The 25,184-nt window shown below is 49.8% G+C and carries 22 protein-coding genes; 3 read left to right on the top strand and 19 right to left on the bottom strand.

Annotated elements, in window-relative coordinates; genetic code table 11:
- Window positions 1-129: 129 nt before the first annotated feature.
- The 8 genes from GCU39_RS28485 to GCU39_RS28450 all read right to left on the bottom strand — a co-directional run bounded on the left by GCU39_RS28485 (window position 130) and on the right by GCU39_RS28450 (window position 9,579).
- Window positions 130-1,746 (bottom strand): extracellular solute-binding protein, encoded by a 1,617-nt coding sequence (locus GCU39_RS28485; protein ID WP_152396566.1) that lies wholly within the window; start codon window positions 1,744-1,746, stop codon window positions 130-132.
- Window positions 1,747-1,962: 216 nt separating this feature from the next.
- Window positions 1,963-2,940 carry a Gfo/Idh/MocA family protein gene (locus GCU39_RS28480; protein ID WP_227793366.1) on the bottom strand — a complete coding sequence of 326 codons (978 nt, stop codon included), beginning with the start codon at window positions 2,938-2,940 and terminating at the stop codon, window positions 1,963-1,965.
- The gene (locus tag GCU39_RS28475) at window positions 2,888-3,958 is read right to left on the bottom strand and encodes a dihydrodipicolinate synthase family protein (protein WP_193726666.1); all 1,071 of its coding nucleotides are present in this window, start codon (window positions 3,956-3,958) and stop codon (window positions 2,888-2,890) included. The genes GCU39_RS28480 and GCU39_RS28475 overlap by 53 nt, the downstream gene beginning before the upstream one ends.
- Window positions 3,958-4,974, bottom strand: a complete 1,017-nt coding sequence (locus GCU39_RS28470) for an NAD-dependent epimerase/dehydratase family protein (protein WP_152396564.1) — start codon at window positions 4,972-4,974, stop codon at window positions 3,958-3,960. Before GCU39_RS28470 ends, GCU39_RS28475 begins: the two co-directional genes overlap by 1 nt.
- A 98-nt stretch (window positions 4,975-5,072) precedes the next feature.
- The gene (locus GCU39_RS28465) at window positions 5,073-6,392 is read right to left on the bottom strand and encodes a hypothetical protein (RefSeq protein ID WP_152396563.1); all 1,320 of its coding nucleotides are present in this window, start codon (window positions 6,390-6,392) and stop codon (window positions 5,073-5,075) included.
- A 133-nt stretch (window positions 6,393-6,525) separates the two neighbouring features.
- Window positions 6,526-7,530 (bottom strand): inorganic phosphate transporter, encoded by a 1,005-nt coding sequence (locus GCU39_RS28460; RefSeq protein ID WP_152397474.1) that lies wholly within the window; start codon window positions 7,528-7,530, stop codon window positions 6,526-6,528.
- A 119-nt stretch (window positions 7,531-7,649) separates the two neighbouring features.
- The gene (locus GCU39_RS28455) at window positions 7,650-8,261 is read right to left on the bottom strand and encodes a DUF47 domain-containing protein (protein ID WP_152396562.1); all 612 of its coding nucleotides are present in this window, start codon (window positions 8,259-8,261) and stop codon (window positions 7,650-7,652) included.
- A 211-nt stretch (window positions 8,262-8,472) separates the two neighbouring features.
- Window positions 8,473-9,579, bottom strand: coding sequence for a DUF3048 domain-containing protein (locus GCU39_RS28450; RefSeq protein ID WP_227793365.1), 1,107 nt, complete (start codon window positions 9,577-9,579; stop codon window positions 8,473-8,475).
- A gap of 257 nt (window positions 9,580-9,836) precedes the next feature.
- Here GCU39_RS28450 and GCU39_RS28445 point away from each other — a divergent pair, with 257 nt between their 5' ends.
- Window positions 9,837-10,340 (top strand): DoxX family membrane protein, encoded by a 504-nt coding sequence (locus tag GCU39_RS28445; RefSeq protein WP_152396560.1) that lies wholly within the window; start codon window positions 9,837-9,839, stop codon window positions 10,338-10,340.
- Between the two features lie 60 nt (window positions 10,341-10,400).
- On the opposite strand, the gene GCU39_RS28440 is transcribed toward GCU39_RS28445, so the two are convergent.
- Window positions 10,401-12,749 (bottom strand): S-layer homology domain-containing protein, encoded by a 2,349-nt coding sequence (locus tag GCU39_RS28440; RefSeq protein WP_152396559.1) that lies wholly within the window; start codon window positions 12,747-12,749, stop codon window positions 10,401-10,403.
- Between the two features lie 184 nt (window positions 12,750-12,933).
- Between GCU39_RS28440 and GCU39_RS28435 the strand changes: the two genes are divergently transcribed.
- A complete protein-coding gene (locus GCU39_RS28435) occupies window positions 12,934-13,230 on the top strand; it encodes a DUF3784 domain-containing protein (protein ID WP_407671610.1) in 297 nt (98 codons plus the stop codon).
- Between the two features lie 74 nt (window positions 13,231-13,304).
- Here the strand turns inward: GCU39_RS28435 and GCU39_RS28430 are convergent, their stop codons facing one another.
- Both GCU39_RS28430 and GCU39_RS28425 read right to left on the bottom strand, forming a co-directional pair.
- The gene (locus tag GCU39_RS28430) at window positions 13,305-13,604 is read right to left on the bottom strand and encodes a hypothetical protein (RefSeq protein ID WP_152396558.1); all 300 of its coding nucleotides are present in this window, start codon (window positions 13,602-13,604) and stop codon (window positions 13,305-13,307) included.
- 90 nt (window positions 13,605-13,694) lie between these two features.
- Window positions 13,695-14,531 carry an alpha/beta hydrolase gene (locus tag GCU39_RS28425; RefSeq protein ID WP_152396557.1) on the bottom strand — a complete coding sequence of 279 codons (837 nt, stop codon included), beginning with the start codon at window positions 14,529-14,531 and terminating at the stop codon, window positions 13,695-13,697.
- Between the two features lie 234 nt (window positions 14,532-14,765).
- Here GCU39_RS28425 and GCU39_RS28420 point away from each other — a divergent pair, with 234 nt between their 5' ends.
- Window positions 14,766-15,440, top strand: a complete 675-nt coding sequence (locus GCU39_RS28420) for a phosphatase PAP2 family protein (RefSeq protein WP_152396556.1) — start codon at window positions 14,766-14,768, stop codon at window positions 15,438-15,440.
- A gap of 59 nt (window positions 15,441-15,499) precedes the next feature.
- Here GCU39_RS28420 and GCU39_RS28415 read toward each other — a convergent pair whose 3' ends face one another.
- From GCU39_RS28415 to purQ, 8 genes are all read right to left on the bottom strand, one after another.
- Window positions 15,500-15,679, bottom strand: coding sequence for a hypothetical protein (locus tag GCU39_RS28415; RefSeq protein WP_152396555.1), 180 nt, complete (start codon window positions 15,677-15,679; stop codon window positions 15,500-15,502).
- Between the two features lie 325 nt (window positions 15,680-16,004).
- A complete protein-coding gene (purD, locus tag GCU39_RS28410; RefSeq protein WP_152396554.1) occupies window positions 16,005-17,270 on the bottom strand; it encodes a phosphoribosylamine--glycine ligase in 1,266 nt (421 codons plus the stop codon).
- A 236-nt stretch (window positions 17,271-17,506) separates the two neighbouring features.
- Complete coding sequence (gene purH / locus GCU39_RS28405; RefSeq protein WP_152396553.1) at window positions 17,507-19,054, bottom strand: bifunctional phosphoribosylaminoimidazolecarboxamide formyltransferase/IMP cyclohydrolase; 1,548 nt, start codon at window positions 19,052-19,054, stop codon at window positions 17,507-17,509.
- Window positions 19,055-19,071: 17 nt separating this feature from the next.
- Window positions 19,072-19,683 carry a phosphoribosylglycinamide formyltransferase gene (gene purN, locus GCU39_RS28400; RefSeq protein ID WP_152396552.1) on the bottom strand — a complete coding sequence of 204 codons (612 nt, stop codon included), beginning with the start codon at window positions 19,681-19,683 and terminating at the stop codon, window positions 19,072-19,074.
- A complete protein-coding gene (gene purM / locus GCU39_RS28395) occupies window positions 19,683-20,729 on the bottom strand; it encodes a phosphoribosylformylglycinamidine cyclo-ligase (RefSeq protein WP_152397472.1) in 1,047 nt (348 codons plus the stop codon). Before purM ends, purN begins: the two co-directional genes overlap by 1 nt.
- 59 nt (window positions 20,730-20,788) lie before the next feature.
- Complete coding sequence (purF, locus tag GCU39_RS28390; protein ID WP_152396551.1) at window positions 20,789-22,285, bottom strand: amidophosphoribosyltransferase; 1,497 nt, start codon at window positions 22,283-22,285, stop codon at window positions 20,789-20,791.
- Window positions 22,270-24,513, bottom strand: coding sequence for a phosphoribosylformylglycinamidine synthase subunit PurL (gene purL / locus GCU39_RS28385; protein ID WP_152396550.1), 2,244 nt, complete (start codon window positions 24,511-24,513; stop codon window positions 22,270-22,272). Before purL ends, purF begins: the two co-directional genes overlap by 16 nt.
- The gene (purQ, locus tag GCU39_RS28380; RefSeq protein WP_152396549.1) at window positions 24,491-25,180 is read right to left on the bottom strand and encodes a phosphoribosylformylglycinamidine synthase subunit PurQ; all 690 of its coding nucleotides are present in this window, start codon (window positions 25,178-25,180) and stop codon (window positions 24,491-24,493) included. The genes purL and purQ overlap by 23 nt, the downstream gene beginning before the upstream one ends.
- Window positions 25,181-25,184: the final 4 nt, after the last annotated feature.

Raw genomic sequence — 25,184 nt, 5'->3', positions numbered from 1 at the left:
TTATGCCTTGTAAGGATCTTCTCCGTGTTAGGGTTTGGCACGTTTCTTCCCTCCTGGATGCTGGTGAATGGCACGCTGGAATTACAAGTCCTTCGCGCCATTCACCCTCTTCAATCATCGTAAATTTATCTATTTTTGGTTCGCATCATAACGTTTTTGAGCCTGGTTATACACGTCTGCATATTGAGCTGCACCCATCTTCTCAGCTGTTACCAACCAATCATTCCATTCCTTGTCGCCATAACTCTTGTTCAAGATATACTTCGCATTAAACTCATTCTGCGATTTCATAATCGAGGTCTGAAGTTCGGCAACGGTTGCAATTTCGTCCTCCGTTAGATTGAGCACCGGATCCAGCGGCTCGAATTTCTTGGCAGAGACAATCTTGTCCTGCGCCTCTTGTTCTTTCTCTGTGTAGTTGTAGTAGACGGAGCGATGATCCGGATTCAGATACATGCCCTCTACCCACATACCGTAATGCTCTTCCAATGCTTTGATCTCTACGGTTGCAAGGTCTTTGAGCTCCGGATAGACCGGTTTCCCTTTGTCATCGAAGTTGAAGTTGACGCCCTCCACGCCAAGCGTAATCAGTTCTGAACCCGATGGACTCGTCAAATAGTCGAGCAATTTGAGTGCAGCTTCTTTATTCGCGTTATTAGCAACCGTGATCCCGAAATCCGCATCGATTCTCGGCAGCGTACGGATATTGCCCGTAGGCCCGACCGGATTGCCATAACGCAGGTTGTATTCCGGATTTTGCGCGCTGACTTGGTTGTAGAACAGATCCAGACGTCCGATCCAATCCCATGTTACGAATGATTTACCCGTCGTCATTTTGGACGTCCAAGATTCACTTGTATCGGTCAGGAATTCTTGGTCCAGCAAGCCTTCGTTATACAGCTTTTTCAGGAAATCGAGCATTTCTTTATACTCCGGCTGTGTGCCTGCGAATTTCCATGTTTTATCTTTCTCAGCATAATAAGCAGGGTAGCTCAAGCCGCCGATGCCCCAGCCGTAAGCAAGATCGCTAAAAATATTTTCTTTGGTCTTGGAAGCCATCGGATAGGAATCCGGATAGATTTCTTTTAATTTCTTCAGCGCCTGATAGAACTCTTCCGTATTGGTCCATTCCGGAATATTGTTTTTATCAAAAATATCTTTACGATACATCATGCCGTGGTTCACGTCGCGGTTCATATTATGAATCGGCCATGAATAAAGCTTGTTATTCTCATCACCGAACGAATTGGCAACCCATGGATTCTCATCGACATACAATTTTTTGAAGTTCGGCAGCATATCGACGTAGTCGTTGATAGCTACGACCGCTTTTTGTTGACCGATTTTCTTCAGCTCAGCCGGTTTAAGTCCGTGGAAAATATCCGGAAGCTTACCCGATGCGACGATCAACCGAAGTTTGTCTTGGAACGTCGCCGAAGAATAATTCTGGAAATCGACGGTGATCCCCGTGCGTTTCTCGATTTCCTTCGCCACCAGCTTATCGTTCAGCGGCGTCTCGCTCACGACCATCCAAGTGATCTTCGTCGGCTTATCGACGAGCGGAAGTTTTAGACCACCCGTATCGCCATATTGTTTCGAAGTATCTTCCACCACCGTATTGCTTGGAGCATTCGCTCCTCCATCTGAAGCTTTCTCATTCTTGTTGTCGCTTCCCGAGCCGCATGCAGCGAGCAGCGAACCCGCCAGCGTCAGGACAAGCGCCATGCTGAGAATCCTTTTTGACATGTGTGTACCTCCCCTTGTAATCTGTGATTTTTCCCCCTCGCCCGAAGCGTTCGTTCGGACAATTCAAATGATAGACGGGGCATCAAATTCCGTAAATGAAGCGTTTTCATTTATCGTGATTTTTCGGTTCATATGATGATAGAAATTCAGAAAAACCCTTATATATCAAGCATTTTCGGGTGTGGAAATTGCTAAAGTGGTGGAAAATGCTCGATTTTATAAACGCACAGGACGCCCCGATCTCCTGCTCTCCTCTGCCGCCTCCACGAAACGGATAACTTCCAAGGTCTCTACCCAATCCAGCGGAGGGATTTGCGTGTGGAACAGCCTGATGATCTGCTCTAGCAAACCGGCATAAAGAGGCTTTCGAACCAGGTCTATCTCGACTGCCGAGCTCTGTCCCTCCCGGTGGATGATGGCGCTGAAGGGTGTCTCTGGCAAGCGGCTGAGCTTGACCGTCCCCAACCGCCCGTCCTCCCAAGTCGCAGTGATGAGATCATAGGCGTCCGTCGTGGTTACCTGGACTTCTGAGCAGCCTCTACCCATCAGGGCATACAGCAGCTCTACCGAATGAATGCCATACCAAAAATAATAGGATTGCGTAGGTTCCACAGCCAGAGGGCCTATGACGTCAGCGCCAGTGACCGCCGTAGCGCCTCTCAGTTCTAACTCGTCAGCAATTGGCTGGACATATCGTAAAGCTGAACTGCTCATGAACGGAACCTGATGCTGCCGGGCGATCCGAAAGATTTCATCGGCATCCCTACTAGTTAACGCTAACGGCTTATCGATAAAGACCGGTTTGCCGTATGGCGCGATTCGCCGGAATTGATCCAAATGGACCCGGCCGTCTGCGGATGTTAGCAATATGGCGTCGCAGGCTTCAGCAACTTCTTCAGGCGTCTGCACTCTCCGAACGCCGAACTCGCTTACCAGCGTCGCCATAAAGCCCTCTACCCGATCTGCGCTAAGCGGGAAATCGATGGATCCGCCTGAAAAAGCTGCTATAACCTTCCCTCCTGGCACGTGATTCGCGTCGGTTAGATCGCTCAGCAGCTTCGTAAATGCAACGGCATGAGAGGAATCCGTACCGACAAGACCTATGTTCATCACATCCACGATGTTCTCCCCTTTCGGATCTCTACTTGTCGCCAAGCCACGTCGCCAGATGCTCGGATACGAACGCATCGTCATTCAGATGCGGGTACGCCTGATAGACGCGATCAATCTCCTCACGTTGTCCCGGAGACAAGGTTTCATGCGGGTTCAAGCACCATATGCCCTGCAGCAGCCCTTGACGTCGCAGCACTTCATGAATGCCGGGAATGCAGCCTGCGAAATGGTGCGCCGGATCGAAGAATGCCGCATTCGCATCCGTCACTTCTACGTTCCGCGTTAGCCATTCTGTTGCGATTTCTCCGTTCGCTCTTGCAAGCTTGATCTCCTCCAGCAGCTCCACGGCCTTGTTCGTCCAGACGGCCCAGTGTCCCAGCAATCCGCCAACGACGGCTTTCTCGACCGTCTCTCCGCCTACTTCGAACCGATAGGTCGTTAGTAGATCATTGATGATATTGTCATCATTTCCGGTATATAACGCGATTTCATCGCGCCTGCTGGAATTGCACACGGCGCGGACTACATCAATCGTCTGATAGCGATTGAACGGCGCCATCTTGATCGCCACGACGTTAGGTATGTCCGCGAACTGGCGCCAGAAGTCGAAGCTGAAGATACGGCCGCCCACGGATGGCTGCAAATAGAAACCGATGACCGGCATGATCGCTGCAATCTGCTTCGTACGCTCCAGCACATCCTGCTCGCTCCAGTCGACCAGACCGCCCATGCTCAGCAGCGCCGCATCATAGCCAAGCGACGCAGCTAACCGGGTCTCCTGGATGGCCTGTTCCGTCAGTCCGCACACGCCCGCGACCTTCAAGAACGGACGCGTGATGTTCGCCTTTGCGATTTCTTCCGCCGCCATGCGCAGGACAGGCTCATACAAATTGTATGGTTCGTCGCGAATTTCGAATTGCGTCGAATGAACGCCAATCGCAATCCCGCCCGCTCCCGAAGCCGCATAATAACGGGTTAAAGCGCGTTGATGACGCTCGTCCAATTGGCGGTTCTGATCCAGTGCTAAGGGATGCGCCGGAATGACCAGTCCCTCATGCAGCGCGCTGAACAATTCAGATGAAAGTGTAGTTGCAGCCACTAGTATTTCCCCTTTCGTTCCTGGAAGTGCGTAGGCTTATTCCACGTTGTGCCGCCGGCTTGAATCCATTCTGCGACCCAGTCGATCATCTGGAGCATAGATACCGATGGATAACCAAAGCGCTGATGCGATTTCGAGGCGTTATTCAGCAGCGCCAGCTCCGATTCCGTGCCTTCGAATATCGCTTCCTTCGCGAGCCGCTTGGCAAATTCTTCGGCAGCCCAGCGAATAGACATCGTCTCCGGCCCTGTAATGTTCATAATGCTCGGCGGATTCGTGCATTCCGTCAGGCAGCGCAGCGCCATCTGATTGGCATCCCCCTGCCAGATCACGTTCGCATGGCCCATCGTTAGATTAATGGCACGTTGTTCGTTCACCGATTTTGCAATTTCGAGCAGCACACCATACCGCATATCAATGGCGTAGTTCAAGCGATAGAACACCATTGGGGTTCCGTTCTTGTGGGAATGGAACTCGAAGATGCGTTCGCGGCCCAAGGTAGACTGAGCATATTCCCCAAGCGGCTCGGGCGTTACCGACTCGCTGGCTCCGCCGCTGCCGATCGGCATGAACGGGTAAATATTGCCCGAAGAGAAGACGACGATTCGGGAGCCCTTATATTTCTCCGATACTCTGCCTGGCAAATAGGTATTCATGCCCCACGTGAAATGCTCTCTGCCTGTCGTCCCGAATTTATTGCCCGCCATATAAATCATGTTGTCGGCATGCGGCAGCTGCATCAACTCATCATCATTCAACAAATCGCAGGAAATCGTCTCGATTCCCGCATCCTCCAGCTCACGTCTCGCTTCTTCATTCGAGAACCGCGATACACCGATCACGCGTTTGTTCAATCCGCCTTCACGAATCGCATTTTTCGCGAGGCGAGCAAGGCTCGGTCCCATTTTCCCGCCAACACCAAGAATTAAGATGTCGCCGTCTACGGAAGATAAATCCTTGATCAATGCCTCAGAAGGCTCAGCTAACTTGGCTTCCAATTCCTCTATCGTTCGCAATGTACTCTTCCCCTTTCGCCATGTGGATCTGTCTCCATCATAGCGACAAGAGTGATATAAAGACAAATCTTTAAATCGTCTTTATATCGGCAAATGAACTACGTTATCGTCTTATCCTTCAAAAAAGAAAAACGGAAAATTTGACGCGGCCGTCCCTTCGGCACCTTCTCCATACCGGATATATCGACGAGTCCATTATCCATCCAGAGGAGCAGCAGTCGGTGTGCACTTCTTACGGTAATATCCAGCAGCGTGGCTAACTCATGGACGGTGTACTCATATTTGCCGAATTTCGCGGTATGAGATAACAGCTTGCTTAGATAAGCGCTGGTCATGCCGGCATCCTCCGCTTGCTTGATCAAGGCCGTATGCGTCGGCGACAGCGCGGTCTGGATCGGATCCGACATTTCGAGCGGCCCGATCAACGTCTGATCCTCGCGGATAATGAAGCAGGTATTCCCTCCGGCTTCCCTCGAATTGCGGAGCGCTGCCCGCGCGTTGGTCCCCGCCTCATTGGCCGATGTTCCAAATCCAACGCCGAAGCTGAGCGAGATGCCTAGCGATTGACTGGCGTCTTTCGCGAGTGGTATCGTCTTGTAGCCGCCGGTCTCCCGTTCAAAAATCCCCCTCGTCGTAAAAAATAAATATTCGTCTCCACCGATCGGCGTCAAATAACCGTCCAACGATTCGACGTAATCCAATACCATGCGGTGAATGTCGAGCTTCAGCTTCTGTACCTCATGTTCGTTGCTGCGTTTCATGACCAGCTTGCCGAACTCGTCCACCTTGATCATGCCGACGACAATCTGCGATTCTTTGATACGACGCGATTCTGTCGACAGCAGCGCACGCTCCAGCGTCACGCTCATATCTTGATCTGAGGGAACAAGCCATTCATTCGCTGCCTGATCGGCTGACAATCTTCGGGCGACCGATTCCACCCCGGTAATAGCGAATTCACAGGCCCCCGTGCTTAGGAGTTGGTGGTGAAATTCGTACAGCTTGTCCGGTGACGCATGTGCGGGGCCATTATAGACGACGCACTTGGCAGACTCGATTCCTAGGTCTTGCAGCACATTCATCACCATGGATTTGGTGAGCGAATCGATGGAAAACCCTCCGTTTAGGCGACCTGTCTGCAAAGCACGAAATAAAGTTTTGTACAGACCTGCGCCTGTTAACGGGACATAGTGAACAGGAATCGTGACGTCCACATGGTCTTTGATCTGACGATGCGCATGCGCGCCGAAGACAAGAAGCACCTCTACTTCTGTCGCCAATGACTCGGCAGCTGAAGAGACTTCCTCTACATCGCTCACAATCCGGACTACCGGAGCGAACGTCGGGAACGCTTTGATTACTTTGAGCAGCTTATCCACGACTTGCTGCAAGCCAATGATGCCTATCTTGATTTGCATAACAGCCCATAACTCCTCTCTCTAGCAGCGATGACTTGCTATTCTATCATCTTCTCATATGGCATCCGGTCATCGCAACGCCGCATACAAAAAAAGCCAACCCTCTTCATCGAAGGTTAGCTTCTCTCCACTTTTAATGTATATAGAAAAGATCAATTAATTTGAATACACCCATTGCAAGCACGAATGCAATTGGAATCGTCACGATCCAAGAGATGACGATACGACCTGCTACGCCCCATTTTACCGCGGAAAAACGCTTCGCAGAACCTACACCCAGAATCGCGGATGTAATCGCATGCGTTGTACTTACCGGCAAATGTGTTAGTGTCGCTGTCATAATAACGGATGCGGCGGACAAGTCTGCTGCAAAACCGTTAATCGGTTCAATTTTGAAAATTTTCGTTCCCATCGTCTTGATAATTTTCCAACCACCGACAGACGTACCGAGCGCCATCGCTGTTGCTGCTGAAATTTTAACCCAGAACGGAACTTCTAGATGATCTTGAATACCTGCCGCGACGAGTGCGAAGGTCATAATTCCCATCGCCTTCTGGGCGTCATTCGTACCATGTGTATAAGACTGAAGTGCCGCCGTCATAATCTGACCCGTACGGAAGCCTTTGTTGACGGTATGAGGGCTCATCCGACCGAATATGATCTTCAGGATCCACATCACGATAAAACCAACCGCAAAAGCAATGAGCGGCGAGAAGATAAGTCCTTCGACGATCTTCGTAAATCCGCCATAGTTCAAGCTGTCCGAACCTGCTCCTATAAAGACAGCACCCGCGAGTGCACCAATGAGTGCGTGGGATGAGGACGAAGGAATACCGAACCACCAGGTCACAAGGTTCCATATAATCGCCGCGATGAGGGCTGCAATAACGATCTCTACCCCATTATCCAGCTTGGAGGGGTCGGCCACACTTCCTCCGATGGTCTTCGCAACCCCGGTAAAGGACAAGGCGCCGACGAAGTTCATCGTCGCTGCGAGCAGAATCGCATGGCGAGGCTTCAGCGCGCGTGTCGAGACGGAAGTCGCGATGGCATTCGCAGTATCGTGGAATCCGTTAATAAAGTCAAATGCTAGAGCTAGAAAGATAACAATACCTAAAACGATCATGGTCTGATCCATAGAAATGTATTGCACAGAACGACTAGAGGTACTTCAAAAAGGTACCTTTTTGAAACACACTATGTAGGTGTTCCCGCGCAACTCTGTCCTCCTTTATTTCACCTATCGTTCACGCGACCTTAGGAGTTGCGCATAATAATGGTTTCAAGAATATTAGCAACGTCTTCACAGTTATCCGTCGTTTGTTCCAGACGCTCATAGATTTCTTTTTTCTTAATTAGCTCAATCGGATCTTTCACCGCTGCGAATAGATCTTTGATACTTTTACGCAGAATGTCGTCTGCTTGGTTCTCAAGGTCATTAATAAGGATCGTATGTTCGCGAATCGCGAGCAATTTTTTCTGTGATAATAGTCGAATCGCTTTTTGAATCTCAAATGCGCTCTCAAGCAGCACTTTACCAAATTGGTCGATCGAAGCATCGTACTCCTTCACATGGTACATATCAAAGCGCGATGCACAAGCCTCAAGCCCGTCTAACACATCGTCCAGCGAAGTAGCAAGCGACATAATATCTTCACGCTCGATTGGCGTAATGAACGTTTTGTTCAACTCTTTAATGATCGTATGCGTAAATACGTCACATTTCGACTCCAGCTCTTTCATCTCTTTGGTGAACGCTGCCGTGTCTCCTGGCTTAGCTACATACTTCGCAAACACATCCGCACCTTGGACAATGGCATCGGCCATGTTTTGCAGATTTTGAAAAAATACATCGTTCTTCTTAAACATACGCTGTCCCCTCTGCTTCAAATTGCTTAGATTACCTTAATAATGAGAAATATAACCTTTGTTATCTTATCACATGTGACATAGGGCTTGTAAAGGAATTGTAAAGCAAAATCGTGAAATTCTTTTTACAGTTTGTCGATATTCGCCTACAATTATCCAGTCCCTTCGACAAAAATAAATCCGACAAGGAATCCCTGCCGGATTTGTCAAATTACCCCACTTGGACATGGCTTGCAAATGTTGGATTATTCGGGACAATATTGAAAATCGTCTTGCCTGGATAGAGCGGCAATTCTTGTCCGTTTTTGTACAATCGAATGACATCGTTTGTCTTGCTGCGCGACCACCTGCACGAGATCGCTTTGCCACGCTGATAGAGGATGGCTTCTCCGCCTTTCATTAAGTTCACATCCAATCGACCTACATCGTCAAGCGTGCGATGATCCGCGCCCAACACCACAACATTCGTCGCGGTGATCGCCGTCTTCGTATTCAGATCGATATGCGGCTGCCCGTTGATCGAACGGGTGTACAATTTGCTTGCTGCATCATAATCATAAGAGACTTTATAATTCTTGAGCAGGAAGTTGACGGTAATCTTCGTCGCATCGTCCCCTACCGGCATATCCTCTTCCTTGGCAAAAGGATACGTCGTCACCGGCACATTCGTCTTATATTTTTTCTTGTCCGCGCCTTCGCGCAGTTTCTCTAAGGTTGAATACAGGTTATGCGGCGCTTTACGTGATTTATCTCGGAAAAAGAACGGCCCCGCGTTTGATATTTCATCTAGATGCTCCTTGCGCTGACGTTGGAGAATGGCATACCCATCGGTACTCGCCCCGGCATGCACCAGCACCCCCTGGTAGCTGTCCCCGATATCGATCAAATAGGGACGAATGCTGCGGATCGGGCCGATCGGTTCTTGGAACTGCTCACTCTGGAAAATGGCCACAATCCGTGTAATGCCGCCTTCCGCCAGCACTTCATACAGCATATCCGCATGCGTAAGGCCAGACTGTGGTCTTGCCTTGGACATATTATTGATCATCACAGCGATCGGTCTCGCTGTAACTTGCTCGGTCATCGGTAATCCCGTTAGTGGCGCGATATAGGATGCACCCGGCTCTTGTGAAGATTCTTCTTCCGGTGCTGGTTGTTCAGTGGATTGCGGTTCAGGCGTGTTCTCTGCTTCAGGTGACTTGCTCGTGCAAGCGCTTAGCAGCAGCGTCAGTAGAATAATGAGAACACCAAATGTACGATAGAATGATTTCGACTTCATGAAGACCCCTTTCAAATGGCAATATTTTGGATACGGCATGTCCATGGTTTTTATTTAAGCATAAAATGGAAGATTTGTCTGTTCTTTAGACGACAGATGGCCGTGGAAAAAAGTTTTTGGACGAGTGTGACATTTGCGCTTGTGAAAATTTGAACAAAGTGTGTACTTTGAATTCGAAATTTTCAAATTAGGGGTATTTATGTGATATAAATCACATGTCGAGGAGAAAACTGGATGTATGATAAAGCCATAGAGATAAACAATATTAACTACAAAACGGACTGGAGCTGGTATCAATGTTCACACATTGGTTAAGAAACAACATCGTCGCAGCTTGGCTGCTCACCATCATTCGCGTGTATCTCGGCTATCAATGGATCACGGGCGGCTGGGGCAAAATCACAGGCGGAGGTTTCGATGCCGCAGGATTTATGCAAGGCGCAATCGCGAAAGCAACAGGCGATCATCCCGCTGTTCAAACGTGGTTCGCGAACTTCCTAGAGCATTTCGCACTGCCGAACGTCAAACTCTTTAACGTCCTCGTTCCTTGGGGCGAATTCTTAGTCGGACTTGGACTCATCCTTGGTACATTCACAACATTCGCTGTCCTCATGGGTATGATCATGAACTTCGCCTTCCTGATGGCAGGAACCGTGAGCACCAACGCTCAAATGTTAGTCCTTGAAATCTTCATCGTCGTCGCTGGCTTCAACGCAGGCCGCATCGGACTTGACTACTTCGTCATCCCTTACATCCGCCGCCTCTTCGGCCGTAAGGAACGAGCGAATACCTACCAATAACGGCACATAGGAAATACGCCCTCCGCTTCATGCGGGGGGCGTTTTTTGGTATTGGCCTATTTAGCGTCTTGACGCTTTAGCTGAAATATTATCTTCAAAGCGATTGTCTGGTACATAACATTCCACATAGGAAGTCACAAAGTCTGTTCCCTCTCCCCCATATTCACCAACATATAAACCTGAAGGTAAATTGACGAAAAAGTATCCGTTTTGATCTGTTGTGACAGTCGCCACAAATTCTCCATTTTTAGGATCATCATACTTCCCATCCCTGAAGCGGATCTCTAATCCCGGTACTGCTGCTCCATCCATTTCAGTCACTCGCCCAGCAATTGCGGATAATAAAACGGAAACACTTTGACTACCTGCAGCGAGTTGACTTCCACTCTTCGCTTTGACATTGATATGCAGCATTTTTCCGTAGAGTTTATCATTGGAATACGGAGAAACCAAGGTCAGTTCATCTTTGGAACGACTGAGTATCTTTAACTCTTGTGGCTCACCGTTCACAATTCCAATAACCTCTAGATCGTCATAGACATTAGCTGCAACGGATTGATTAAAACTCAAATGAATCGTATCGCGCTCTAGAGAAATAGATTTTAATTGCGGTACCCCGTCAATCACTTCTACTTTTACAGGAATCGTAACCGTATAACCGCTGTATTCCCCTTTTATAAGGGTCTGCCCTTCTCTTTTTGCTGTAACCAGCCCTTTAGAAACGGTTGCGACCCCAGGGTCAGCAGTATTCCATACACCTAGTTTGGTGACATCTCTCGTACTTCCGTTTTTATACTTTGCCGCTAACGCGATTTGATGTGTGGACCCGATCGTTGTTAATAATACATCCTCCGTGTTATAGACAACATTTGTTACGGATTTATCCAAGATGACAACAGGATCATTACCATTAAAATTAGTATGCTCAGCATCAACTTCAGCATATCGAATGCTTACTGGCCCAACGATACTTGTGTAATCTCCGTTCACCACTAACTTCTCAACCGTTGTATTTGGATCAAAACCGAACAAGTTCCCCGTAGCTGTTTTAGAAATATGAAGAAGATGTACCTTCGATCCTCCACCAAACATAATAATGCTATCTTCAGCTTTCACATCCATCTCATCTATATTCACATGTAACATGTATGTACCTTTACGTTCAATTACAATATTTTTATATCCTGTTGAACCTTCTGAGATACTGTACTCAATAATGTTCGCGCCTGATTGTAGAGTTAAATGATCTACATTCGTAGATCCTTCGGCGCTCAACGACATCAAGCCATTTTCTTTAAATACGACCACTTTATTTATTTTTGAGTCTTTTAGAACGATCTCGTTTTCTAAAATGCCTCCACCATTAACCGTAATGGTTCCCGTCACTTCAACATGATCAAGAACAACAGGAGCGTCTCCAACACTTTTACTCAACAATAGATTTCCATTTATTTTTGTATCTTTCAAAATCACTTTTCCAGCAAGTATCTCAACGTTTCTATTCAATTGTCCCAACGTGTATGTACCCGCTTGATTAATTATGTAAGCACCTGTCACAGGAGGTTGACCACCGTTATTGCCACCTCCCCCGCCACCGCCAGATCCACCCGATCCGCCAGTGCTGCCGCCATTTCCAGCTGATCCTGTGTTGCTAGTTGGAGGCGGTGTAGTTTTATCATTTTCTTTATTCGGTGCTGGTTTGGTAGTAGAAGTATCTTTATCCTGAAGTTTTGCTTTTTCAATATATTTCGCTTGATTGTTTTTCACTTCATAGACGAGCCTTGCTAGTGCCTGGCGATCAGCTTTGGCTTGAGGAGCAAATCGAACGCCATCTTTATCGCTAATCCCTTTTATTAATCCAATTTGATAAGCAAGCGATACATGGGGTTTGGCCCATAGAGCAACTTCGTTGATATCAACTAAATTTAAATCAAACGTTGCTTTCTTTGCTGTATCCTCTAGCTTCAATGCACGTATAAACAACACCGCAAGTTCCTCACGGCTAACAGAAGCATTTGGAGAAAAACTAGTAGGCGAAGACCCTTGTGTAATCCCTAATTTCACCAAAGCACCAACATAACCTGCATACCATGAACTACTCGGCACATCTTGGAAGACCTTCGCCGAACTTGTGTCTTGCTCGATACCTAATGACAGCACTAGAACCTTTGCTAATTGCGCGCGAGTCATGGCTTCTCCAGGTTTAAACGTCCCATCTTCATATCCTGCAATAATCCCAGCATTGACTAGTGATATGATCTCCTTCTTAGCATAGGACCCATCGATGTCGTTCAAGGCGTTTTTTGATTCCGATGCACTGTCCGCAAACGCAAAGGATGACATAAAAGAAGCAAATAGCATAGATGAAACAAGTATTGCTGATATTTTTTTACGAATATCTTGAAGCATTCTTTTTCCCCTTCCAAATCATAGTTAAAAATACCCATTACACCCAATATAGGTATTTCGTATAGTTAAATAATAACAGTTCTTTGATAGAATCACTAGATTTTTCGTGGTTAGTCTCCCCTCGACATTCTTAAGTCGCTGCACTTATAATATATAGATTCTTAATATCACGAGGTGGTATCGCTTGAGTTCTTCGATGGTCGTTATGGGACTGCTCGGATTGGTATTTATCGTATTTGGTTATTTCATTGCTGTGAAGAAAATGCTCGTGCTCATCGCGGGATATCGTGAAGAGACGTTTACGGGGAATAAAGACAAGCTAGCCAAAACGGTTGGCATGGCATATGTGATTATCGGTATACTTACGCTATTACTCCCCTTTGGGCTCGATTATATCGGCTCCATGGCCGGCATCATTTATGCGGCGGTCGTCGTCATCGGTGCAGCAAGCTTCATGGCGAAGATGAAACGACGCGATTAATGCAAAAGAACCTTCGATCCTTCCTCATCTACTACGGGGACAGGAACCGAAGGTTCTTTTTTTCGTCATCATAACTACTTCTTTAGCTTCGCAATTTCCTCCGTCACGACAGCCGCGAGCTCATCATTGTTGTACGCCGCCAGCATGCCGAGCACGATATGCTCCCCGATCGGTCCCGCTTCTTCCTTCGGCACCGCAATCTTCAGCGCTTCGCGCAGTTCCACGTTATCCGCTTGCTGCGGGTATGCCCGCGTATACAATGCAACCGGGTCCAGATCATGATTGATGCACCACTGTGCAAAGACGAGAATCATCATGCGCTCATCCCGTTCAAATTGCTCTACCATCTGACGTTCCATTTCTTGTCTATTCATCTGCCGACTCCTTCACGCGATTTCCATAACTACTAAGCTCTATTGTACTAGGAAATGGTGATGAAATCAGCCCCTGCAGTCGCCCTCGACTTAAATGCTCCAATGCTGCCAATCGGACTGGCGTTCCTCCAGCGCGCGCAGCCACATCTTCGTCTTGCCGATCACCTGCGTCTGGTGCGTTCCTGTCGAATACGTATGATCCGCTTGAAAAATGATCTCTTTATCACACCGGCCATCACTGCGCAGCCAGAACGTTTTCTCATACAAGAAGCTATAATCGACAGGAATGACGTCATCACTTGTGCCATGAATCAAGAGGACGTCGCCAGCGAATCGGTTCGTCTCTTGAAAAGGTTGATAGAGCCCGAGTGAATCGAAATATTTGGGCGTAAAGCTGTACCCCGCATAATCCGTTTTCCCTTTGAGCTTCGATTCATCATACCCGCTGCGTCCAATAATTTTCACAATATCGTTAAAAGGATAGCCTACCGCCGACCACATCACGAGCCTTTTCACCCGGCGATCCTTCACCGCCGTGAGCAGCGCAACCGCTCCGCCTAAGCTGTGGCCAAGCAGCGTCACACGCGACAGATCCACATCACAGCAATCCAGCGCATAGTCGAGTGCGGTACGCGTCTGAGCGATCATGGATTCCAGCCCTAAGTCGCCATACTCCCCTGAGCTCTCCCCGCATCCGCCATAATCGAATCGCAGCACCAGGTTGCCTGCCAGCGCGAGCTCGCGCGCGGTCTTCACGAATAACCGATCGACGCCGATCCGGTTGCCCACGAACCCATGACAGATGACAACTAGCGGAACCCGAAAGCCTTCTTGGCCTTGCTTCCCTGCAGAGCAGACACCCTCCGGATAATGAATCGTTCCTGCCAGCTGCAAATCCTCGTGTTTGATCGTAATATGACGTTCCATACGCTCATCCCCTTACTTCAATTTCCATTAACCATTAATTCCGATAAACTTACTATGAATTATTAAAGACATCTTATCATGAACCTCCGAGAACTGTCAACGGGGCGAATATCAATCGTTGTGACGCGCTGTATCTTCAGATATTCTTTAGTTCGCTCTTAGCCGAATCTACAGATTCTCACGTTAGGATAGAGCCATCAACATGCTGCGGCATGCAAAAAAGGAGAATCTATCGTGAAACGAAACACGCTTCTGCAATCCCTGCTCCCGCTCCTCTGGCTGCTCGTGATTCCTGTACTGAATGTCTTCTACATGGTGCTGAACCACGGCGGAGAGCGAGTATACAATCTCATGACAGACCTCGACAATGCCATTCCGTTCCTACCGGTCTTCATCGTCCCTTATGTGCTCTGGTACCCTTTCCTGATTGGCGGCTTCGTCTTGTTATGCCTTAAAAACCGTTCGATCTATTACCAGACGCTGCTCGCAGTCATCCTCGGGCTGATCGGGAGCTATCTCATTTATTATGTTTTTCAGACCACCGTACCGAGACCCGAACTACACGGCAATGGGATACTCATTCAATTGGTGCAAGGGATCTATACGCTGGACGGCCCATATAACTGTTTTCCCAGCATTCATGTCATGACGAGCTATCTGCTCTGGATTGGTGCCCGATCCTGTCATGCCATCCCTTCCTCCGTCAAAACTATGATTGGTGCGATTTCGTGGTCGATCATCTTATCAACCTTCTTCGTGAAGCAGCATGCCTTACTGGATGCGGTCGGTGCGATCGCCCTCGCAGAAATCGTCTTTCGATTCGCGGCCCTGCTGCTCCGCCAGTTATTTGGCTATCGACCTGCGGTTGCTGTACCTCGTGTCCAAGAACAACAAAAGCCAATGCCCTGACGTGTCATTGTCAGATCCATTGGCTCTGTCTGAAGAACTTCCTTAAGATGTCTCGAATCTTATTCGTACATCCCGTAGAATTGCTTCAACAAGAAATCCGTATCGTTGTGGTTCGCTTCGACTCCTGCTTGATCCGCTTCCGAACTTACTGCATTCGTCGCATCCGCTGTATTCTGCACCGCTTGGGCAGCTGCTGCGGATTCTTCCTGCTCACCATAGTCTACGTCATAACGTTCCATGCTCCATCACCCCACTTTAGTTCTGTACATTGCTTCTTCGCTAGTGTGGCAAAAGTGTCCCGTATTCTATGCATACGGGCAAGAAAAAAAGCTTAAGCATCTGCTTAAGCTTCATCGGATTCCATTGGTGATCTGGATAGTTCTGCCCTCGATCGGCAACAATAGGGGCAATTCACAGTTCACAGAGGAGGGTCCGTTAACTATGACTTTTCTAGATTTTCTACGTACTCATTGGCTGTCGGTTTTCCTGATTCTTATTGTTTTACTGGCTACTCTCTATGTCTATACCCACCGTGCTCTGTTGTTCCGCAAAGAGTAATCGCGACTAGACGAGCGCTTTGTTCGCAATATCTGTACGATTCTGCTTGCCTTCGAATTGAATGCGCTCCGCATCGGCATAGGCCTTCGCACGCGCTTCCGCGATGGTCGATCCAAGGCCCACAACCCCGAATACGCGACCGCCGTTCGTGACGAATTGCCCTTGATCATCAAGCGCTGTTCCGGCATGGAACACGAGCGCTTCCTGCACTTCATCCAATCCCTTCACAGGCAATCCTTTCGGATACGATGCCGGATAACCACCGGAAGCCAGAATGACGCATACCGCTGCTTCATCGCTCCACTCGATCTCAAGCTCATGCAAGGTCCCGTTCACCGCTGCCATGAAAATATCGACGAGATCCGTCTTCAGACGAGGCAGCACCACTTGCGTCTCAGGATCACCGAAGCGTGCATTAAATTCGACCGTCTTCGGCTTGCCGTCCGGCGTAATCATCAGACCCGCGAACAATACGCCGCGGAAAGGACGTCCTTCCGCAACCATTGCTTTAGCTGTTGGAATGACAATCGTCTCAATCGCCTCATCGATAATGGACTGGGGAATATGTGGCAGCGGGGAGTACGTCCCCATCCCACCAGTATTCGGTCCTTTGTCGCCGTCGTAGACAGGCTTATGGTCTTGTGCCGGGCTCATCGGACGGACAGTCTCCCCATCGACGAATGCGAGAATCGACATCTCTTGACCGGCCATGAATTCTTCGATAACGACTTGATTGCCGGCATTGCCGAATACTTTGCCGACCATCATCTCCTGCAATGCTTGCTCCGCCTCTTCCATCGTCTGCGCGACGATGACGCCTTTGCCTGCTGCTAATCCGTCAGCTTTGATAACAATCGGTGCTGACTGCTGACGCAGGTAGGCAAGTGCATCCTCGTAGTTATCGAACTTCTCGTATGCGGCCGTCGGAATGTTGTATTTGCGCAGCAAATCCTTCATGAATGTCTTGCTGCCTTCAATAATGGCTGCGTTCTTCCGTGGTCCGAAGACGGGAATGTCCTTCGCCTCGAACACATCTACAATGCCTGCTGCGAGCGGATCATCCGGTCCGACGACCACGAGGTCGATCGCTTGATCCAGCGCATATTGAGCAAGCTCTTCGAACTGACTCTCTGCGATATCGACGCACTCGGCGATTTGCGCAATCCCTGCATTTCCTGGCGCGCAGACGAGATGCTTCACTTTCTCGCTCTTCTTCAAGGCCCACACGATCGCGTGCTCACGTCCGCCGCGGCCAATTACCATAACACGCATCAAGCTCACCTCACATTTTATAAATTAAATCTCGTATACCTTGCGAGCCAACCGCTCCGGGTACGGATCGTACTTCCCAATCGCTGTTGTCCTCGGATTTCTTGATCTAACTAATACCTAATGGTTGAAATCCGAGGACAAAGGCGAACGCTTTCGCTTTTCCAGCACGATTCCGTCCCCTGCGCTACACTCGCCACGTATTGAACATGAACCATGTAAATGCCTAAACCTATATCTTAATGCTTGAAATGACGCACACCTGTGCAGATCATCGCAATGCCGTGCTCGTTCGCCACGCGAATGGACTCCTCGTCCTTGATCGACCCGCCTGGTTGGATGATTGCCGTTACGCCAGCTTTGACAGCCAGTTCAACGGTGTCGCCCATCGGGAAGAATGCGTCGGAAGCGAGTACGGAGCCTTGCGCTTTCTCTCCAGCTTGTTCAATTGCGATACGCGCTGCACCGACGCGGTTCATTTGGCCTGCACCTACACCGATTGTCATATCGTCTTTGGCTAATACGATTGCGTTGGATTTTACGTGCTTCACAACTTTCCAACCGAACAAGAGCTGCTTCAGCTCTTCTGCCGTTGGCTGACGATCAGTTACTACTTTCAGGTCTGACTCATCCAATTGACGGATATCTGTCTCTTGGACGAGCATGCCGCCATCAACCGATGTCACCGCGAATTCGGTCTTGCGATCAGCAGAAGCCGAGAACTCGCCTAATTTCAATAGACGAATGTTTTTCTTTTTCGCCAGAATATCGAATGCTTCTGGTGTGAAGTCTGGCGCCATCACGATCTCAAGGAAGATCTCGCCAAGCAACGATGCTGTCTCTGCGCCGATCACACGGTTTGCAGCCACGATACCGCCGAAGATTGAAGTCGGGTCAGCTGCGTAGGCTTTCTGATACGCTTCGTGGATCGTCTCGCCGATGCCCACGCCGCATGGGTTCATATGCTTCACCGCGACAACCGTAGGCTCATCGAATTCACGTACGATCGAGAGCGCTGCGTTCGCGTCGTTGATGTTGTTGTAGGATAGTTCTTTGCCGTGCAACTGCTCTGCTGTCGTAATGTTGCCTAGGCCTGCGAGCGGTTTGCGATAGAACGCCGCGCTCTGATGCGGATTCTCTCCATATCGTAGGTCCTGCACCTTCTCATACGTCACAGTGAACGTCTCAGGCAATGGCTCGCCGACTTGCTTGGAGAGGTAGTCCGAGATAAGCGCATCGTATGCTGCCGTGTGACGGAATACTTTGGCCGCTAAGCGTTTACGAGTCTCAAGTGTCGTATCGCCGCCAGCACGTACTTCCTCGATCACCTGCGCATAATCCGCTGCATCCACAACCACGGTGACGAACGCGTGATTCTTCGCAGCGGAACGCAGCATCGTCGGTCCGCCGATATCGATATTCTCGATCGCATCCTCGTATGAGACGCCCGGTTTAGCAATCGTTTCTTTGAACGGATACAAATTCACGACCACGATATCGATATAATCAAGCCCAAGCTCTTTCATCTGTGCCGTATGCTCTTCATTGTCACGCACTGCGAGCAAGCCGCTGTGAACCGCTGGATGCAATGTTTTGACACGGCCGTCCATAATCTCCGGAAATCCTGTTACTTCGGAGATCCCGATCACAGGAACATTCTCCTTCTCGAGCAGGCTCTTCGTGCCACCCGTCGAAATAATCTCTACCCCTGCTGCCGCAAGCTCACGTGCAAAATCTACAATCCCCGTCTTATCCGATACGCTGATCAGCGCTCTACGAATAGCCACGTCTGATTCCTCCCATGCTATGAATTTATATGAACAATTCGATCGATTAGTTGTATACGTTCTTCGCAGAACCACTGCACCACTTGCGGGTACAGCTCGCGTTCGATACGTTGAACCGACTGTGTAACCTCTTCTATCCCTGCTCCCTCTTCAATCAGGGCAACACGCTGTGCAATGATCGGACCTGTATCCATGCCGCCATCAACGAAATGAACCGTGACCCCCGTCACCTTCGTTCCGTAGTCCAGTGCTTGCTGAATCGCGTTCATGCCGGGAAAAGCAGGCAGCAGCGACGGATGGATATTGATCAGACGGCCATAGAACGGCTTGACGAGCGTATCGGTAATAATCCGCATATACCCCGCCAACACGACGAGATCAATCTTCTTTGCCTCTAGCTGCTTCAAGATTTCCGCTTCGTACGCTTCGCGATTCGGGTACTGCTTCGGCGAGAACAAGAAGGTGTCCACGCCTGCCTGCGCTGCTCGCTCCGCCACGAGGGCGGACGGCCGATCACAGACGAGCAGCTCCATGGTCGCATGGAGCTGTCCTGCCTCGATCGCGTCGACCAGCGCTTGAAAATTGCTTCCGTTCCCGGAAGCAAACACCGCCACACGCAATCGTTCCATTACACGTCCGCTCCTGTGAAGGTGACCACACGCTCTCCTTCAGTAACGGAGCCTAAGCGATAGACTTGCTCGCCCTGCACATTGAGTACAGCAACAGCTTGATCAGCCTGATCCGCAGGTACGACGATAACCATCCCGATCCCCATGTTGAACGTCGTGAACATGTCACGGTTCGTGATCTCGCCTTTCTGCTGCATCAACTGGAAGATCGGCAGAATTGGCCATGTGCCGTATTCAATATTCACGTTCACGTTCGAAGGAAGCATACGAGGAATATTCTCGATGAAGCCTCCGCCCGTAATGTGAGCCATGCCTTTCACTTGTACCTCTTCGATCAGTTTCAGGATCGGCTTCACATAGAGCTTCGTCGGCTCGAGCAGTGTCAAGCCGAGTGTTGCACCACCAAGCTCAGGCAGCGCATCTGTCAATTGATAACCATGCTTCTCTAGCAATAGCTTACGAACCAGCGAAAATCCGTTGCTGTGTACGCCGCTCGATGCTAGACCAAGAACAACATCCCCAGGTGCAATCGTGGAGCCGTCAATGATTTTCTTTTTATCGACAATCCCGACCGTAAAGCCCGCAATGTCATACTCGCCTTCTGCGTACATACCCGGCATCTCTGCTGTCTCGCCGCCGATCAGCGCACAACCTGATTCTGCGCAGCCATCTGCAATTCCTTTGACAATCGCTTCGATTTTCTCCGGAATGACACGGTCGCAAGCCAAGTAATCGAGGAAGAACAATGGCTCTGCCCCTTGCACGATAATATCGTTGACGCACATCGCCACTGCATCGATCCCGATCGTGTCGTGCTTATCCATCGCGAATGCAATTTTGAGCTTCGTCCCTACACCGTCGGTACCGGATACGAGAACTGGCTCTTCGTATTTGTCTTTGTTCAATCCGAACAAGCCGCCGAATCCTCCCAGGTCAGTCATCACCTCAGGACGGAACGTTCTTTTGACATGCTTCTTCATGCGCTCGACCGCTTCATTTCCTGCCGCGATATCGACGCCGGCTTCTTTGTAGGCTTCTGAGGACATCATGTACACTCCTTTACATTCTGGTGGTCTTTCTCTTTGTACTCGTCATATCTATTCGATCAGTCGCATCCGCAACCGAATTTCTCTGTTCCGTGGAACTCCACTTCTGTTGGGTAATCATTATCAAAACATGCCAGGCACAAACCGCCGTTCATCTCGTTCGTCGAGTAGCTGTCAATCGCTTCAATCAAGCCATCTTTCGTTAGAAAAGCAAGCGAATCTGCATTAATCTCCCGGCGAATCTCATCGATCGATTGATAAGAGGCGATCAATTCCTTGCGGCTTGGGGTATCAATCCCGTAGAAGCATGGATTCTTAAACGGCGGCGACGTAATCCGCACATGCACTTCCGTCGCACCCGCTTCCCGCAGCAAGTTCACGATCCGGCGAGACGTGGTGCCGCGTACGATCGAATCGTCGATCATGACGACGCGTTTACCTTCCACGACTTTGCGGACGGCGCTCAGCTTCATCTTCACGCCTTGCTCCCGCAGCTCTTGGCTCGGTTGAATGAAGGTACGGCCAGTATATTTGTTTTTAATGAGCCCTAACTCATAAGGTATACCTGTCTCTTCTGCATATCCGATCGCCGCGGAGATACTGGAATCCGGTACCCCTGTGACGATATCTGCATCCACGAAGGATTCCTGCGCCATCTTCTTGCCCATCCGTTTGCGAGCCGCGTGAAGATTCGAACCGTTCAAATCCGTATCCGGACGGGAGAAATAAATATACTCCATCGCGCATAACGAACGGCGCTGCATCTCGGTGTAACGATCTTCCTTCATCCCTGTCGCATCCAGAATGAGCATTTCTCCCGGTTGAATGTCACGAATTTGCTCCGCTCCTACAACCTCGAATGCACAAGTCTCCGAAGCGAACAAATACGCATCCCCGAGTCGTCCCATCGTTATCGGACGAAGTCCGTTCGGATCGGAAGCAACGATCAGCTTATCATTCGTCATGATGAGGAAGGCAAAACCGCCGACCAGCTTCTGCAGGGCTTCTTTCGTCGCCGTTACGAAATCCTTCGGCGATCGTGCGATCAAATGCGCCAGTACTTCCGTATCGCTCGACGTCTGGAAGATCGAACCCGAAGACTCGAGCTCGCGACGGATTTGATTGGCATTCACGATATTGCCGTTCGTTGCGATCGCCAGATCGCCATCCCGATATTTGAATACGAGCGGCTGCGCATTCGCCAGCTTACTCTCCCCTGACGTCGAATAACGAACATGGCCGATCGATCGAGAGCCGACTAAGGACGCCAAGCGATCCTTATCGAACACTTCTTTTACAAGACCCATCCCGCGATGATAGTTGAAATCACCGCCGTCCGTCGTGCAGATTCCCGCGCTCTCTTCGCCGCGATGCTGCAGGGCATGGAGACCATAATAAGACAAGGACGCTGCGTCGGGGTGACCGAACACCCCGAACACGCCGCATTCTTCTTTTAACTTATCGAAAATATCGTCCCGGCCCATTCCCTCGTTGTAGTAATCGCCGACCCATAACTTCGGAGCGATCGCTTCGGAGGATTTTATTTCATGAGACATGGAATCGCATCCTTCCAGACCTTCGCAAATTGAGATACAGGTGCCGCGACCCCTGGTTTGCCGTTCACTGTGATCGTCAGATCGCTGCCTTGCACGGTTCCGATTCGCTGAACAGGAACACCTTGTTCACGTACATAAGCCGCTAATGCTTCTGCCTGTGCTGCCGATGCCGTCAATAGAATACGAGATTGGCTCTCGCTGAATAGCGCGAAATCCGGACGCAACTCCGTTGCAATATTGACCGATGCGCCGATGCTGCCGCTAATGCAGCTCTCTGCTACCGCTGCAGCAATACCGCCTTCGGACAAATCATGCGCCGATGCCACTAGTCCTTGCTGAATCGCGCCAAGCACCGAGTTCAGCAATGTACGTTCCGTGGCCAGATCCAACTGCGGAGGTCTGCCTTCCGTTACGCCATGCACGACATATTGGAATTCGCTTCCGCCAAGCTCTGCATGCGTCTCCCCGAGTAGGAAGATCACGTCGCCTTCGTTCTTGAATGCTTGAGTCGTAATATGATCCGTATCATGTACAAGGCCAACCATCCCTACAACAGGTGTCGGATAGATCGCGCCCTTCTTATTCTCGTTGTACAAGCTCACGTTACCGCCAATTACCGGCGTATTGAGCTCGCGGCAAGCTTCTGCCATGCCGTCTACAGCACGTTCCATTTGCCAGAAAATATCCGGCTTCTCCGGACTGCCGAAGTTCAGGTTATCTGTAATCGCAAGCGGCTCAGCACCGGAACATACGATGTTGCGCGCTGCTTCACTGACTGCGATCCGTCCGCCGACTTCTGGATCCAGGTAGACATAACGGCCGTTACAGTCCGTTGTCATTGCCAGACCTTTGCGCGTGCCTTCTACGAGCACGACAGCCGCATCCGAACCCGGACGAACTGCTGTGTTCGTGCGTACCATGTGATCATATTGATTGTAGACCCATTCTTTGCTCGCTACCGTTGGAGAAGCAAGTACTTGCTCCAATGCGCGGTTCAAATCCGTCACTTCTTCGTAACGCGTCGTGTCTACGTTCTCGTTCGCTGTGTAATACGCTGGTACTGCCGATGGTTTGTTGTATACCGGACACTCGTCAACAAGCGCTTGAACCGGCATATCGCCGACCACTTCGCCTTTGTGGATCAGACGCAGACGTCCGTCGTCTGTTACTTTACCGACTTTGGCACAAATCACGCCCCAACGCTCGAAAATCTCCATCGCTTGCGCTTCGTCCTTCGGTTCAACGACGAACAGCATCCGCTCTTGCGACTCGGAGAGCATCATCTCATACGCCGTCATGTTCGGCTCGCGCTGCGGTACTTCATCCAGGTATAGCTCTAAGCCATTACCTGCTTTACTTGCCATCTCAGCACTCGAGCATGTAAGGCCCGCTGCGCCCATATCTTGAATCCCGACGACGATTCCTGCATTGATCAGCTCAAGCGTGGATTCCATAACCAGCTTCTCCATAAATGGATCGCCGACTTGCACCGCCGAACGCTTCGCTTCCGTCTCAGCCGTCAATTCTTCCGATGCGAACGTCGCACCGTGAATTCCGTCGCGTCCAGTTGGAGGACCAACGTAGAACACCGGGTTGCCGATCCCTTTGGCTACGCCGCGTTGGATTTTATCGTGGTCGATTAACCCTACGCACATCGCATTGACAAGTGGATTGCCTTCATAGCTCTCATCGAACATGACTTCGCCTGCAACCGTTGGAATCCCGATACAGTTCCCGTATCCCGCAATCCCGGACACGACATGCTCGAACAAATATTTGACCCGCTCGGATTCTAATTTACCGAAACGGAGTGAATTTAGTAGCGCCACAGGTCTTGCGCCCATGGAGAAAATATCGCGGATAATCCCGCCCACCCCTGTCGCTGCGCCTTGATACGGCTCAACCGCGGAAGGGTGATTGTGACTTTCGATTTTGAATACAACCGCTTGATTGTCGCCGATATCGACGATCCCTGCGCCTTCGCCCGGTCCCATCAGGACGCGTTCTCCCGTTACCGGGAAGCGGCGAAGCAGCGGTTTCGAGTTCTTGTATGCGCAGTGCTCCGACCACATAACGCTGAATACGCCAATCTCGGTATAGTTCGGCTGACGGCCTAGAAATCCACAGATTAATGCGTACTCGGATTCGGATACGCCAAATTGCTTATAAATTTGCTGGTCAGCGATTTGCTGTGCTGTTGGCTCCTTAGCCGATACTTGCTGCGTCATGTTGTTCCCTCCATGCATTCAAAATCGATGTAAACATTTTCTTACCGTCTTCCGAGCCTAACAGTTGGTTCACTGCGCGCTCTGGATGCGGCATAAGACCCAGGACATTGCCCTGCTCGTTACAAATTCCTGCGATATCCTCCAAGGAGCCGTTCGGATTATCCGAATAGCGGAAAATAATCTGGTTATTCTTCTTCAGTTGTTCTAGCGTTGCTTCATCGCAATAATAGTTGCCTTCCCCGTGCGCAATCGGAATATCGATCAACTCGCCAACTTCATATTGATTCGTGAATGCTGTCTGGTTGTTCTCCACACGCAAGATCGTCGAATGGCAGCGGAATTTCAGAGACACGTTCCGGCGAAGTGCGCCTGGCAGCAGTCCCGCTTCTGTGAGCACTTGGAAGCCGTTGCAGATACCCATTACATATTTGCCAGCTGCCGCTGCTTTCGCTACTTCAGTCATAACAGGTGCGAAACGTGCAATCGCGCCGCTGCGAAGGTAGTCACCGTAGGAGAAGCCACCCGGAATCAAGATGCAATCATATTTGGATAAGTCCGTCGCGGTATGCCATACGTAATCGACTGGCTGCCCCACCGTTTGTTCTACGGCTTTGTAGCAGTCGATATCGCAGTTGGAACCTGGAAATACGATAACTGCAAAATTCATGCTA

Source organism: Paenibacillus guangzhouensis (genome assembly GCF_009363075.1).
Taxonomy (GTDB): Bacteria; Bacillota; Bacilli; order Paenibacillales; family Paenibacillaceae; genus Paenibacillus_K; species Paenibacillus_K guangzhouensis.
The sequence above is the reverse complement of the archived record's forward strand: the minus strand, read 5'-3'. Positions and strand labels throughout refer to the sequence as shown.